The organism is Aeromonas sp. QDB14, from assembly GCF_027707845.1.
GTDB classification, from domain to species: domain Bacteria; phylum Pseudomonadota; class Gammaproteobacteria; order Enterobacterales; family Aeromonadaceae; genus Aeromonas; species Aeromonas caviae.
On the sequence record NZ_JAPCJD010000102.1, the window covers coordinates 1 to 12,257 of the forward strand.

Sequence of the window (12,257 nt, forward strand, 5' to 3'; positions counted from 1 at the left end):
AGGCCCCTCCGCTCCCCGGCGCCGGCCGGGGGCCCACCGGATCACCCACCCAGCGGCCGGCAGTGGCCACCTTGAGCGCCGAGCTCGGCGGTGACCCGGGGGGCCAGATCCCGGCACCGGCCCGGGGGCCCACTGCGTACTGGCACCGCCACCGGTGGCCACCCTGGGCCCTGAGCTCGTCGGCGGCCCGGGGCCACCTGCAGCACCGGATCACCCGCCCGGTCACCGGCATTGGCCACCTGTAGTACCGGATCACCAACCTGGCGGCCGGCAGTAGCCGCCCTGGGCCCCGAGCTCGTCGGCGGCCTGGGGCCCACTACGCACCGGATCACCGGCACCGGCCAGCTGGACACAGCACCGCCGCCGGTGGCCACCATGAGTCCCGAGCTCGGCGGTGACCCGGGGCACCACATCCCGGCACCTGCCCGGGGCCCGCCGCACACCTGGTCCCCGGCAAAGAGCAAGCCACCCAGGATATCGAACCGTCCTGCGGCCCGAACAAAACCACCAGCGGTGTCGACCAAGGACATCGAGCTGAGCACAACCGTTGGAGCTGGCTGCCCTGGGCCTCGAGTTCGACAGCAGCTAAGGCCCGTTAGCGCCAACCCATCTCAGGGCGGCCCACGGCGCCGGCTACGCCTACCGCCACTCACCAACTCATCTGCACCTGTGCTCGCAGTCTTGGGCTACGAACCATAACGGACTCCCAATCTGGATAGTCAGTAAGGATCCAAAGCTGATGATCATCTAGCCGAACGTGGATCCAGTGATTGAATATCAAGTCTGATGGCCACCGAAAAGTATTGGCCACCACCAGAGGAAGGGAAGGGAAGGGAAGGGAAGGGAAGGGAAGGGAAGGGAAGGGAAGCATTAGAGTAACGCGAAGTAATAGGCAAGAGCCGGCGAATCTATCAATGCTGCGACACTGACGCGGCTAATGCGGTAGAAACTACTGATGTAGCCCCTTATCTCTAAGATATCTCCGACATTCCATCAACAAAAAGCCCCGCGAGGCGGGGCTGTTTGGATCTTGCGTCTGTCATATGTCTATGTAGAGATCTTAACTGGGCGCGGCAACGGCTTACAGGCGATGATTGCGAGCTGCCATTCATGGTGCTGAGGGCTACCCCATATCTGATCTGACAATGAGGCCAACTCTTCATCTGAACGGATCTGGTGCAGTTCGCCGGTCATCAGTTGATAGTGGTACACGTACAGCCGACGATAAAGCGCCTCGGACATTCTGGCCTTCCAGAAGTGCATACCCTCCCCAGTCTGCATGTTATCACTCAGGATCACATCGTAACGGGCGAGTATATAGCCGAAAAATACCGCTGACGGCAGGTCTCGAAGAGCTGCCTTGTGGTGCTGATTGAACGAGCGCCAAACCCGTTGCTGGGTGGCTGGGCGACATTTCAAGTCTTCATAGTGAACGATGATCACCTGGTTGTAATAGGCGACCTCAGCCGTCTGATCATTGACCAAGGCGATCTCGAACTTGTCACCACCGAGTCGAGTAGTCACACAGACTAGGCGGTAGCCGGGCGGTAGAGCGAGCCCCAACTCCGGCGCAATCTCCTGGATGTGCTCATGCCCCACCAGAGCTTGATACATAGCCCCGTTGGTTGCGGTCACTTCCAGATCACGGAATGTTTCTGTGACCTTGTTTGCATCGATAATGAGTTGCGGCATAGCGTCTCGTAGTTGATTGCTCATATTTGATTCACGCCTACTCTACCACTCTCCATAAGAATAGACAAAGCCCCGCAAAGAGGGGCAGGACGACCAAAACGAACTATGTCAGGCAAATCACCGACTTATTTTATCCCGAGGCCTAGTGCATTTGAGCCGAAGGTAATAACAAGCTCCCAGGGACCCCAGGCAGTAGAGTAGGAAGGGCAGCACCGTCCGATATGGGTAGGTGCTAGGAACCATGCTCGTCGGCGGAATAGACATTATCTTGAAGTTTTTGAATTTCGTCGATTTTCCGTCCGCATCAGTCAGAAAATAAGCCCCAGCCCAGTCAATAGAGAGGTCACCTGAAAGAGTTATATCATTCGGAAGCACGACTTCAACATTGTGGCGAACAAAGCCAACAGAGTGCCATTTCACCCCTAAATGGATGACCCCTATCGCCATCCATAGCCAACACCCTCCGGCCAACAAGATAACTGGAACATACCGCATTTGACTCACTTGTACCTCCCCTAGAACAACGATGTTTGGCCCTAAAGCTTCATGACCTTTTTCCTACGACTACCCGCAGCCGCCCGGTTCCAGTCATCCCGCTTATTGCTCTCAATTGATTCCCTTCCTGCTTCCCATGTTCCGCTGAAAAAGTTGGCATCATCTATTCGACCAACAGCGATTAAGGGGGTCACCAAGCGCGAAAAATACACCCTCTTGTGAATCTGAGCCGCAACTTCAAGCGGCGATCGAGAAGAAGAGAGCATCTTTTTCAAGATGGCGATAGTTTCTGCGTTATCTCTATACCAGAAAGTGACTCGAAGATGAGCCGGTTTAAGCGGTATAGAGCGGAGTATCGTTTCAAATTCTGACTGTTTGCTTTTACGTGGATCATGGCTCGCGATCTGACGCAGCAGCGCGGCATCGGCATCACGCTCCACCGACTCAAACACCTTAGCTAGGCTGGTCAATTTGCGATCATCGCCCCCCTTGAGCAGGAGCCGAGCGCCGGCCGGTGACTTCTTGGCAGCCTTTCGCAATCCTGACATTATCCGCTCAACAACATCCAAGTTGGTTGATAACCACTCTTTAGGCTTGGTTCTGGCTGATGGACTCGTACTTGATGCCGTGAAACTGAGCCCCTGCAGTTCCTCCGCCACCTCAGTGCTATACGCCTTACCGCGGCCCCGTTTTTTGGGCACATCGATTACTGGAAGTGCAAGATCCGTATTCGCTACGGACCGAGCATCCCCAATTGAATGCGATTTGAAGTGAACTTCCGTAGCCAGAGTGAGCCGTTCGTCGCTGTCCTTTGACTTTACGTTGCGATAATTAATATCTACATCTATCAGTCCCGCACTCAGCAGCTCGTTAAGGGCCAGTGAGAGTTGCCGGCGATCGTTGTGGTTGTGTCGACCGGTCTCACGTGGATGAATCTCTCGCAGGAGCTCCAGAACCGTCATAGGCCGTAGATTCAGAAACACCCGGCGTCCAATTAGCTTGCCCGGCCTGGCTGCGATCCATAACGCTAGCAGCCGGGCCATCTGTGAGTTCAACTGAATGACTGCGCTTCGGTTTATTGGCACGAGCTTTTTAGTGCTCAGGTACAAGGTCCGCAGTTCTGGAGTCGGAGATATCTCTATGGTCCCATCAGGTTCTAACCTCAGAGTACCAACGATATTCGCAATCATGACCGATCTCTTACGGGTAGTCTCATCGGCATCATCAAGCGTTGGGTAAAAGAGCAGGGCAACGCTCTTGAGTCTTGCAAGCGAGTCCACGATTTTTTTGTCCAACAGGTAATCCGATGGCCGCATATCCTCAGGAATCGGTGAAAAAAATCGCTCTATGGTCATACGAATAGGCTTGATGATGGCCTGTTCAAACCTCTCCTTAGACAGACGCCCCAACCAATGCGTGATGCAGATATAAGAGACCAAATCCATCTGAGTGTTGAGCGTTGGCCCCCTCAAAGACATATAGGCGTGACCACTGCTAAGCGGAGTGGTCAGGTGGTAAATTCTATGCTCATCCAATGCAGGTGGCGTCTTCCCGCTTGCTAACACTCGGAACATCCCCGTTTTCAAGGTCATATCCAGGTGCAAATCAATGTTCTCCGGGGGAGGGCTTCGATCTGGGTACAAGGAACGGGCTTGAAACTTATCGTACTCAACCAAGAAGTCCGTATCGTGTTCGATCACAACCGGTGCTCTTGAGTTCGCCACGACAGTGACTTCAGGCGGTCCCTTTTCTTCAGCCCCCCCCACAGTCGATTCATTGGCCTCATCCACCAGCAACGTCATTTTGTCCATTGCCGGCCAAATGATCTCCAGGGCTTGCTCTACTGACAGTTCCGGTGCCGTCGACACGAAATTCAGCAGCATTGACACCGCCGATTTGTTAATTTTTGGTAAAAGCGGGGGAGCCATCACTTTAATAACGTCAGCAGGGAAGCCCTGCTTGGTTAAATACGCCCCTAAAATCGCGTTTGCGCAGCCAATTTTATCAACACTCATGTCTGTCACCCTCACCTGTGCATATGCTGAGCACAACCTGTTTAAAAGCTGTTCGTAAGCTGTTGCTATCTACAATTTCAGCCTCATTAGAGGCTTTACGGCATAGTAGATAAGAGACCACGGCATAGTAGATAGCATATCACGGCATATAACATAGAGCATCACGGCATAGTAGATAGGAGAACACGGCATAGTAGATAGGAGAACACGGCATATAACATACGAGTTAACGGCATATAACATAGAGCAAAAAAAATCTAATTACATCATGATGTTATGCCAACCCCCATCTTTAAAGATCTTAAACAGATCAAAGATATTAAAAGATCACTAGATCAAGAGATCATAAAGAAAGAGATCAATGATCTATAATAAGGTGCTATCGTTCTCTTCTCGATGGAGTCATTTTTCGGACTCAGAATCGGGTTGCAGCCCCCAAGCGAGCTAAAATTAGCCCCTATACAGCGCTCTGGTGGAGGGTTGGGCCTGAGGCAATGCCTTGGCATACCCCGGCTACGAACGCCCTAAAAACCGCCATTCCTGCGATTTTATGGATAGGTGCAAATCTGCTTAAAAAACAGTCCCATCCTATTGGATCCACCAAATGGATCCACTGGATCTATGGTTGATCCGTTTTTTAACAGGCCTTGTTTATCTCATCTCATCAATAACCAATTGCTAATCGTTGAGTTAAAACCACCCGAAATGGATCCAAGACACGTAAATCCAATACTCTGGGTTCGATCCTTGACAGGGTATGACAAAGCTCGACGATCTGGAGCGACAAAAACAGGCGCCCTAAGTTCAAAACTTGGTCTCATTCAGCATTCGTAAGATCCGATGGGGTTAACATACAACTTTCGGTGCGGAGGCATGTTATGAGAAACGTAGCAAGGAAAGGCGATCCCACCAGCACTGGTGGCGAGATCCAAGACGGGGACAGCAGCTGGATCAGCGAAGGCTCCCCAACCACATATATCGGGATGATGGCGAACTGCCCTGCTTGCAAAGTCGGACAGGGCCCTATCGTCGCCGTTGGCCCCCGCTCCATCATCGGCCCGGGCGGGCCGGTAGCGCTGCAGGGTGATTATGTCGCCTGCAGCTGTCCACCAATGAGCAACACCATACTCCCCGCCCAGGGGACGACCGTCGGCGACAATCAAGGGCCCCGAGCGGGAGCAGCCAGCGTCCCCGCAGAACCATCGGCACCAGCTCCCACCAGTTCGCCGGCGACCCCTCTTGTCCCGCTGGTTGACCCCACGGAACATCGGATCGGCATCTTCTTTGATGGCACCCAGAACAACCGGTACAACAGCAAGCTCAGGGAGCAGTGTGAAGAGGCAAGCACCGCGGCCTGCCAATCAATAGAGAAGCTGATAGGCAAGGGATCGTCATACGACGGCGGCGCCACCAACGTAGCCCGTCTGCATCAGGTCTATAGCGGCTCAGCAATCTACATCGAGGGGATCGGCACCAGTACCGGCAAAGCCGACTCGAATTTAGACATGGCCTTCGGCACTGGCGCAACTGGCGTCATATCCAGGTCAGAGGAAGGCCTGGCCAAGATCAGCACCATGATCGCCGGCCTCTCGTCCGGCCCGGTGGCGGTGGATGTTTTCGGCTTTAGCCGGGGTGCTGCCGCAGCTCGGCACTTCGTCAACATCCTTCTGGAATCCAACCAGGGGCGCGAGGTGCGCGTCGCCTTCGTCGGCCTCTTCGATACCGTGGCAGCAATTGGCCTGGACACCACTGATGACGACAATGCGCCGGTTCGCCTCTACATTGCCCCAGGGGCGGCGGAGAGGGTTGTCCAGTTGGCAGCCAAGGACGAGTACCGGCTCAACTTTGCGCTTAACTCTGTACAGCCAGAGCACACGGAACTCACGCTTTTCGGTACCCATAGCGATATTGGTGGCGGCTACCTGGCCCAAGTCGAAAAGACGCCGATCATGCGCCCCCTCGATGCCGTCCTAAAGTTTGGGGACGATGTGGCCTACAAGAGATTCGAGGCAGCAGCCAATGCTAGGCTCCAAGATGCTGCTGCCCAATACATGGAGTACGTGAAAGACAGCAGCCAGATCAAGCCGACCATCGGCACTTTCTCCGTTGTCTCCAAGAGCGATGCGCCAATGGTGGGCTATGTAGCCAATGCGATCATGACTCGCACAGTCAAACCGGATCTGCAGCTTCTTGCCGGCCACCTCATGCAGACCATAGCGCAGGAGAGCGGAGCGCCGCTTTCCCCTCTATCAGACCCGGTACCTGGGGAACTGGCCTTTCTGTTCAGCAAGTACCTTGATCTGTGGCATGGGAGCGGTGACATCACCCTATCCAAGGAACAAACCGAGCTGCTGATGACGGAGTATGTTCACTGCTCCGATAACTGGACGCCGGTCGGCCCCCTCTACGTGAACGCCCCCGCCCCTGGCCGGGTTCGTCGCATCTACCAGCAATCACCGGGGAAGTGACACGATGAAGCGAATAGCGATTGCCATAGCCCTTTCCATCACGCTGGTGGCTTGTGGAGATGCCCAGGAGAAGCAGCAGCACCGCAAGCCTCCAGAAGAACAGGTGATCAGTGAGCCAGCCCATGGGCTTGGAGTCCTGTTTGGGAAGCCAGACCCCAACTACACTCCACCTGGCACACCAGTTGATAGTCCGGGCTTTAAGGTGACTCTCCCAGAGGATCGCTGGGAAGATACCACTATCAGCAAACAAGAGGGCAAGCCAAGCGAGGCTGCTGGTGTAGATAAATGAGAGCTCGCGGGCGGATACTGGTGACACCTGAGCGGCAAGCTGCAATGATGAACTAATCAATCAACACGGAGGGCAAGCAATGTCCTTTACTGCGATCACCCTTGAGGCCGCCCAGGCCATTGAACCAACTGAACTGTCCGGCGTCATAGACGGGATACCGGTCAATCCTGCCGATCCACCAGCCAGAGACATCAAGAATGACGAGCGCGAAACCGAAGAGCTGATACTTTGGTGGCGCCAGCCGTACTTGCAATGGAACAAAAGAGGGCACTGGGAGATTAGATGCCTCGATGGCGGCGCATGGGACCGTCCCACGTTCATAGGCAGCCATGATGAGCTGGCCGGAGCCATCGAGCTGGCCAAGAAGCCTACCCGCGCGTATGCCATATGGGAGCGGCAGGCCATGGAGAACGGCGAAGCCCTAATGAGAACGCTGGGGCTTGATGAATGAGAAAAGGGCGTCTTTGTGGCGCCCATGTCTCACCGCTCGCGGCATCCTGCCCATTCAGGGGCTCAAACCGAGACCCACAACAACCTCAGTTCTGTTCAGCCTCCTGTTTTTCCTCTTACTTGTCGTGGTTGTCCAGGGGCTGCCACATCATGGCACCAGCGGCCTCGTTACAAGCGATGGCTTGCCACTGCTGGCCAGCCTCATCAACAGCGACACAGCCCGCGACCCAATGAGCAGGATCACGCAACTCGTTCACCCAACCCTGCACCTCGCCTCGATAGACCACAACCACGCCGCCACGGCCTGTATAGCCCTGCTCCTGCCGCCATTGAGTGGCCAGCTTGCTATCTGATGGCATCGTTATTCCATCCGAACTACTTCTACCGGTTTGCCGCGCAGCTTTCTGGCCGCTTTGGCGGCTTCCTCGGCGGTAATCCCCTCCACTAGGTAATGACCACCGCCGCGACTAGGGGTCGTCTCCCCCAGTTGCGCCATCGAATCACCCAACTCCAGCTGAATGCGCTCAGAGACCCAGCCATGGAGGCGCGGATAAACCGCAACCCGGCAAGCGCTGGCCTCGGTCACCGCCTTCTCGACATGTTCAGAAAATACCTTGGCCATCACTACTCCTTTGGTCTAACTCGTCCGCATCGGCGTAGGAGTACATATTCGTGATCAATTAGCTCTGATTCTCATCATCCAACCCGGAAGCGGTATATCCAACCATCGCGTTTTGGTAACGAACCGCAGCGATATGAATACGGACGGAAGACAAAAGCCCCGCCGCGGCAACGACTGCAGACAGCCATGGATTTGACCCATAGTTTGCTAGACCAAGAACCAGAAGCATGATGCTGATGCCGATCATGTGGCTGGCAGTTACAATGCCATGGGCTCGAAGTCTGGCAATCATTCTGTTCATTTGTGGCGTTTGTTCCTCGTAAAAATCAAGCGCTGAAGCGGTTCAGAAGCTGGAGGCGACCCAATAATCTCTGAGCTTTGCTATCCTGGCTCTGAGAGGAGTCATCCAGTTCTATATTATTCTTATCAAAAAGCGCTCTCAAGCTGGCTATGCCTCTCTGGGAGGCTTCATATCGAGACCGCCTCAGGATTTCCCTTACTTCACGGACAACAACCTTACACTCGTGCTCATCAAGCCAGCCGATGCCCCGACGAGTATATGGCAGGCTAAGAAGGTGCTGCATCCATGCATAGGCTTCGTGCTTATTCATTCTGCCGGAGTCGACCAGGGTGTTGATGCTGGCATGCGCCTCGCGTCTAGCCAATCGGGTATCTCTGTTGGCAACAGAACCGATCGCGATGTCAGTCCCTTCTCTGCAGCTAATGTAGCTATCGCAGGCATCACGGTTGCAACGGTAGATCATCGTTTTAGCCGGAGCGGCAGGATACACCACCTGTTTGCTGACGAGCTCCAGAGGAGAGCCACAAAACCGGCAGTCCTTTGGATGAAAATGACTATATGCTGTGTTGCGAGCCATATGCACAATCCTGATGAGAGGGTTGTAGCCATTGTCTCGTGGTACTCAGGAATGCAAGTTTGAGTTGCAGCCAGGCCGGCTGTGATAACTCATACTAGGCATGGGTAAGGGGGTCTACACCTGGGTGTGAAGTTGGGAGTGCAAAACAATCTCGGGTTTAGCCCAAAAATACCCCTGCTGCAGATTGAATCCGAGTATTTGAGATGAGATCGCTTGGTTGTAGGTTTCGATGCGTTCAGCGATGATGGGGATCCCCTTCTTCATACAGGCATCAATCCCTTCCAGCATAGAGGGGGGGTAGCCGTGCGTTTGCCCACACTCAAACTTCACTATGTCCCATTCAAAATCATGCAGTCGTGTAAGCGTGGAGTATTTCGTGCCGAAATCATCCATGACAAGTTCGACACCCATCGATCTAAGGCTATCCCATCGTTTTTGGAGCGTAGAGGCTGTGACCAGCTCGGTGACTTCTACCAAAATGTGGTGCTTGCGGGCCAGCTTGAGGATCAGAGTGCGCCATTGATGGAACTGGTGCTCAATTGCCAAGGTATGCTCACTCACATTGACCAGTAGTTTTAATTCTCCCTTAAGGAGCTGGTCTGCGAGCTCGAGAACGGCTTTATCGATGTCGAACCAAGAGTGGTAATCGGAGGTAGGAGGGGAGAACCTTGATAGGCCACTATTTCTCGCAAGCAACTCATAGGCATGAATCGCCTGCTTCTCTGTGTCGAACACTGGTTGCCTAGCAATGAGCATTAACTTTGGTCCCCTCTGAAATTGCCGCGAGAGAGTCTACCCCTCTGACGCCGAGTAAATCCTATGGTGAAATCGTGACCTATTTCTGGTGTTAGTTATCCACAGAATTGCTGGATAAGTATCCTGCGAACGTGTGGACAGTTCGCTGCAGCCATTGCCAGGACTGCATTACTGGCAGCACTTAGCTGCAGCGCCGTTGATATGGGTTATCTAGCACCAGGGAAGCCGGTAAGAGGCCAGGTCATGACATCCGCAAGCAGGTCTTCATATTCAGATTGTGCTGCCCGGCCAAGAGCTATTTGCAGCTTGATTAGGTTGGTAGCCAAAGCCGTGAAACCAACCACCTCGGTGCAACAGCTTTCGCCATTACGCGCCGCGGATAAAATGTCAAAGGAGTGATTGAAATCGGGCAGCCTGGCAGCGTCATGAATGGCATCGTAGATCAAAGCCAGCCGCGATATGGACTCAAAGGCCAGTTCCGGAAATGCATCCAGAGTTGAGCCTATGTTGTGGCCAAAATATGGTGCAATGACGGAACCGGCCTGGCAGGACAAGTCACTCGAGATTTTCTCGATTCTTTCCAGCATTGAATTCAGAAACTCCTGGGAATACCCAGCCCCCTGATCACCCAGTTGTTGCAACACGTCGTTCTTGATTTGCTCCTCAATGGACATCAGGATCAGTTGATACGAGGCGTGAACTGCTCGTACACAAGCAGTCAGTGGTCTGTGAGGAATGAGTTCCTTATGCCAGGTGGCCAAGGGATGGGACTTCAGTTCCGCATCGTCTGCGTCAGAGTAGGAGTAAGTTACGAGCGGCCGGCCATCGAGGTATATGATGTTGTGCACCATGACGACAAAGCCGTTCTTAGTAAGCCACAGGGAACCAGCTCTGACCCTTGAATCCCCCTGGTCAGTGGTGTTGGGTAGTGCGTGTATTGCGGTCATTTATTCCTCTCAACATTAGTGAATAGTAAGGCTGCGATGGTGCAGTTCGCTGGAGTCGATCAAGTATCGATGCCGGTATAGCTCGCTGGCCTGTTGGTTCAACGGCACCAATACCCACTCCACGTCTGAATGACAGATAATGGAGAAACAGTGGTCGTTGATAATGAAAATATCACCTGGGAAGTGCCGGCATTTTGATAGGAAATCATCACGCTGAGCCAACGTCAGTGGCTTGCACTCTGCGTAGTTCAGAATTTTTTCCCGTTCGCTAACCTGCACCGGCAGGTCTATGGTGGTGGCGATTGCTTTGCTGAAGTCCATAGGGTCCCCCCATTGTTTTTGATAAGTTGGTGACAGGATAAAGTGCTTTTTTGCAATGCAAGGGGGGCCCCCCGGGCGGCAAGCACCTGGACAGCTTCAAAAAGATTTGGTGAGTGCACCGGACCTATGTGGTGGCCGGTGCCTGGGATTGTGTGATTGATGGGAAGAGCGGGGAGGGGGGGGAGTCAAATTCATCCTGCCGGCGGTTCTCGGCGAACGGGATGCTATAGGGACTTCAGTAACAGTCCACGGAGAAAGTCCTGCTGTGAGATAGAGCAGGCTTTGAACCCGCGAAACACACCACTATCGACAAGGATTTCGTCATAACGCCCTGCGGTATCTCTATAAATCAGACGTCGCTTTCCAATTCCGTCGACCAACCCATCAACTAAGCGCACTACCTGTTCGGCGCTGTTGGTGATAGTTGCGCCGCGGTCAAGATCCAGAAGGATCAGCATGGTCTCGTCCTGGTACACAATGTCAAACCCGGGTGTTTGCAAAGCGTTTGCTCCCTATACCTCTGTTGAACCTACCCAGGCATCGCCAAGGTATGCATTCGCTCCCTGAAGCCGCTCCAGGGGGATATCGAGAGCACACAGGCTTTCATGTGTCCAACCTTCCGCCGGAGGGGAGTATTCAAAGATGACTACGGCCTTGTCGAACAGGTCGACGATCTGCAACTGACAGTGAATTAATGAGGGGGTCAGAATCACGCATTCACCAGGTAAAACATCAGTGATGAACTTCATGGCAAATCTATTCTCCCTGATTAACTCTGTTCATCTACAAGAACGGCGTGAATGGTGTTGTGCGGCATTGCTTTTTTGATCACTCCAGCCCTTTCAATTTCATTCACCAATTCGTCGCAAATGAGATGCTGCTCGCTTTTCTGATATGGCTTATGGGGGGAGGACAGGTACCACCCCGTCCCCCGGTTGGCAAGTTTCCATCCGGCACGCAGAAGCTCGATAATGTCGCGCACTTCCATATCTGTTCCCCAGTTTACTTCTCTATGTTGATCGCTGCCAAAAGCTTGTTCACCCTAACCATGTCTTCGTCGCTATGAGTAGGCCCGCTGTGGTACAAGCGACCGCACTCTTGGCATTCGAAGAGAAACCCGCCAGCCAGCGGTTCGCTGGTGAAAGACACGTCTGAATGGCATTCGCAACACAGATGCAGACCATCAGTGTCGACAATGGTCTGAACAGATTCATAATGGTCAACATTCGGTGCAAGGCAGTGCTTATCGGGGTCTGACGCTCAGTGGAACGAAAACTCACGTTAAGGGATTTTGGTCATGAGATTATCAAAAAGGATCTTCACC

General features: G+C 53.6%; 15 protein-coding genes. 3 read left to right on the top strand and 12 right to left on the bottom strand.

Going from position 1 to position 12,257, the window contains the following annotated elements; all coding sequences use genetic code 11:
* Window positions 1–1,047: 1,047 nt before the first annotated feature.
* Both PG887_RS20360 and PG887_RS20365 read right to left on the bottom strand, forming a co-directional pair.
* Window positions 1,048–1,692, bottom strand: coding sequence for a hypothetical protein (locus PG887_RS20360; RefSeq protein ID WP_210538280.1), 645 nt, complete (start codon window positions 1,690–1,692; stop codon window positions 1,048–1,050).
* A gap of 536 nt (window positions 1,693–2,228) precedes the next feature.
* Window positions 2,229–4,202 carry a hypothetical protein gene (locus PG887_RS20365; RefSeq protein WP_210538279.1) on the bottom strand — a complete coding sequence of 658 codons (1,974 nt, stop codon included), beginning with the start codon at window positions 4,200–4,202 and terminating at the stop codon, window positions 2,229–2,231.
* Between the two features lie 878 nt (window positions 4,203–5,080).
* Between PG887_RS20365 and PG887_RS20370 the strand changes: the two genes are divergently transcribed.
* The 3 genes from PG887_RS20370 to PG887_RS20380 all read left to right on the top strand — a co-directional run bounded on the left by PG887_RS20370 (window position 5,081) and on the right by PG887_RS20380 (window position 7,410).
* Window positions 5,081–6,670: a PAAR domain-containing protein gene (locus PG887_RS20370; RefSeq protein WP_210538278.1), complete on the top strand. Its 1,590-nt coding sequence runs from the start codon at window positions 5,081–5,083 to the stop codon at window positions 6,668–6,670.
* A gap of 4 nt (window positions 6,671–6,674) precedes the next feature.
* Complete coding sequence (locus PG887_RS20375; protein WP_210538277.1) at window positions 6,675–6,959, top strand: hypothetical protein; 285 nt, start codon at window positions 6,675–6,677, stop codon at window positions 6,957–6,959.
* Window positions 6,960–7,038: 79 nt separating this feature from the next.
* A complete protein-coding gene (locus tag PG887_RS20380; RefSeq protein ID WP_210538276.1) occupies window positions 7,039–7,410 on the top strand; it encodes a hypothetical protein in 372 nt (123 codons plus the stop codon).
* A gap of 115 nt (window positions 7,411–7,525) precedes the next feature.
* Here the strand turns inward: PG887_RS20380 and PG887_RS20385 are convergent, their stop codons facing one another.
* The 10 genes from PG887_RS20385 to PG887_RS20430 all read right to left on the bottom strand — a co-directional run bounded on the left by PG887_RS20385 (window position 7,526) and on the right by PG887_RS20430 (window position 11,921).
* Window positions 7,526–7,768, bottom strand: a complete 243-nt coding sequence (locus PG887_RS20385; protein WP_210538275.1) for a hypothetical protein — start codon at window positions 7,766–7,768, stop codon at window positions 7,526–7,528.
* Between the two features lie 2 nt (window positions 7,769–7,770).
* Window positions 7,771–8,031: a hypothetical protein gene (locus PG887_RS20390; RefSeq protein ID WP_210538274.1), complete on the bottom strand. Its 261-nt coding sequence runs from the start codon at window positions 8,029–8,031 to the stop codon at window positions 7,771–7,773.
* 58 nt (window positions 8,032–8,089) lie between these two features.
* Window positions 8,090–8,332, bottom strand: a complete 243-nt coding sequence (locus PG887_RS20395; RefSeq protein ID WP_210538273.1) for a hypothetical protein — start codon at window positions 8,330–8,332, stop codon at window positions 8,090–8,092.
* Between the two features lie 25 nt (window positions 8,333–8,357).
* The gene (locus PG887_RS20400; RefSeq protein ID WP_210538272.1) at window positions 8,358–8,909 is read right to left on the bottom strand and encodes a zinc-finger-containing protein; all 552 of its coding nucleotides are present in this window, start codon (window positions 8,907–8,909) and stop codon (window positions 8,358–8,360) included.
* A 114-nt stretch (window positions 8,910–9,023) separates the two neighbouring features.
* On the bottom strand, window positions 9,024–9,665 hold the full coding sequence (locus PG887_RS20405) for an EAL domain-containing protein (protein ID WP_210538271.1): 642 nt from the start codon (window positions 9,663–9,665) through the stop codon (window positions 9,024–9,026).
* A 206-nt stretch (window positions 9,666–9,871) separates the two neighbouring features.
* Window positions 9,872–10,612: a hypothetical protein gene (locus PG887_RS20410; RefSeq protein ID WP_210538270.1), complete on the bottom strand. Its 741-nt coding sequence runs from the start codon at window positions 10,610–10,612 to the stop codon at window positions 9,872–9,874.
* Between the two features lie 15 nt (window positions 10,613–10,627).
* Window positions 10,628–10,933 (bottom strand): hypothetical protein, encoded by a 306-nt coding sequence (locus PG887_RS20415; protein ID WP_210538269.1) that lies wholly within the window; start codon window positions 10,931–10,933, stop codon window positions 10,628–10,630.
* A gap of 224 nt (window positions 10,934–11,157) precedes the next feature.
* On the bottom strand, window positions 11,158–11,391 hold the full coding sequence (locus PG887_RS20420) for a hypothetical protein (protein ID WP_210538268.1): 234 nt from the start codon (window positions 11,389–11,391) through the stop codon (window positions 11,158–11,160).
* Window positions 11,392–11,445: 54 nt separating this feature from the next.
* The gene (locus tag PG887_RS20425) at window positions 11,446–11,682 is read right to left on the bottom strand and encodes a hypothetical protein (RefSeq protein WP_210538267.1); all 237 of its coding nucleotides are present in this window, start codon (window positions 11,680–11,682) and stop codon (window positions 11,446–11,448) included.
* Window positions 11,683–11,702: 20 nt separating this feature from the next.
* Window positions 11,703–11,921 carry a hypothetical protein gene (locus tag PG887_RS20430; protein WP_210538266.1) on the bottom strand — a complete coding sequence of 73 codons (219 nt, stop codon included), beginning with the start codon at window positions 11,919–11,921 and terminating at the stop codon, window positions 11,703–11,705.
* Window positions 11,922–12,257: the final 336 nt, after the last annotated feature.

Bases quoted from the DNA above. Each gene is read 5' to 3' on its own strand.
- PG887_RS20360 (WP_210538280.1), bottom strand. From the start codon at position 1,692: ATGCCGCAACTCATTATCGATGCAAACAAGGTCACAGAAACATTCCGT.
- PG887_RS20365 (WP_210538279.1), bottom strand. From the start codon at position 4,202: ATGAGTGTTGATAAAATTGGCTGCGCAAACGCGATTTTAGGGGCGTAT.
- PG887_RS20370 (WP_210538278.1), top strand. From the start codon at position 5,081: ATGAGAAACGTAGCAAGGAAAGGCGATCCCACCAGCACTGGTGGCGAG.
- PG887_RS20375 (WP_210538277.1), top strand. From the start codon at position 6,675: ATGAAGCGAATAGCGATTGCCATAGCCCTTTCCATCACGCTGGTGGCT.
- PG887_RS20380 (WP_210538276.1), top strand. From the start codon at position 7,039: ATGTCCTTTACTGCGATCACCCTTGAGGCCGCCCAGGCCATTGAACCA.
- PG887_RS20385 (WP_210538275.1), bottom strand. From the start codon at position 7,768: ATGCCATCAGATAGCAAGCTGGCCACTCAATGGCGGCAGGAGCAGGGC.
- PG887_RS20390 (WP_210538274.1), bottom strand. From the start codon at position 8,031: ATGGCCAAGGTATTTTCTGAACATGTCGAGAAGGCGGTGACCGAGGCC.
- PG887_RS20395 (WP_210538273.1), bottom strand. From the start codon at position 8,332: ATGAACAGAATGATTGCCAGACTTCGAGCCCATGGCATTGTAACTGCC.
- PG887_RS20400 (WP_210538272.1), bottom strand. From the start codon at position 8,909: ATGGCTCGCAACACAGCATATAGTCATTTTCATCCAAAGGACTGCCGG.
- PG887_RS20405 (WP_210538271.1), bottom strand. From the start codon at position 9,665: ATGCTCATTGCTAGGCAACCAGTGTTCGACACAGAGAAGCAGGCGATT.
- PG887_RS20410 (WP_210538270.1), bottom strand. From the start codon at position 10,612: ATGACCGCAATACACGCACTACCCAACACCACTGACCAGGGGGATTCA.
- PG887_RS20415 (WP_210538269.1), bottom strand. From the start codon at position 10,933: ATGGACTTCAGCAAAGCAATCGCCACCACCATAGACCTGCCGGTGCAG.
- PG887_RS20420 (WP_210538268.1), bottom strand. From the start codon at position 11,391: ATGCTGATCCTTCTGGATCTTGACCGCGGCGCAACTATCACCAACAGC.
- PG887_RS20425 (WP_210538267.1), bottom strand. From the start codon at position 11,682: ATGAAGTTCATCACTGATGTTTTACCTGGTGAATGCGTGATTCTGACC.
- PG887_RS20430 (WP_210538266.1), bottom strand. From the start codon at position 11,921: ATGGAAGTGCGCGACATTATCGAGCTTCTGCGTGCCGGATGGAAACTT.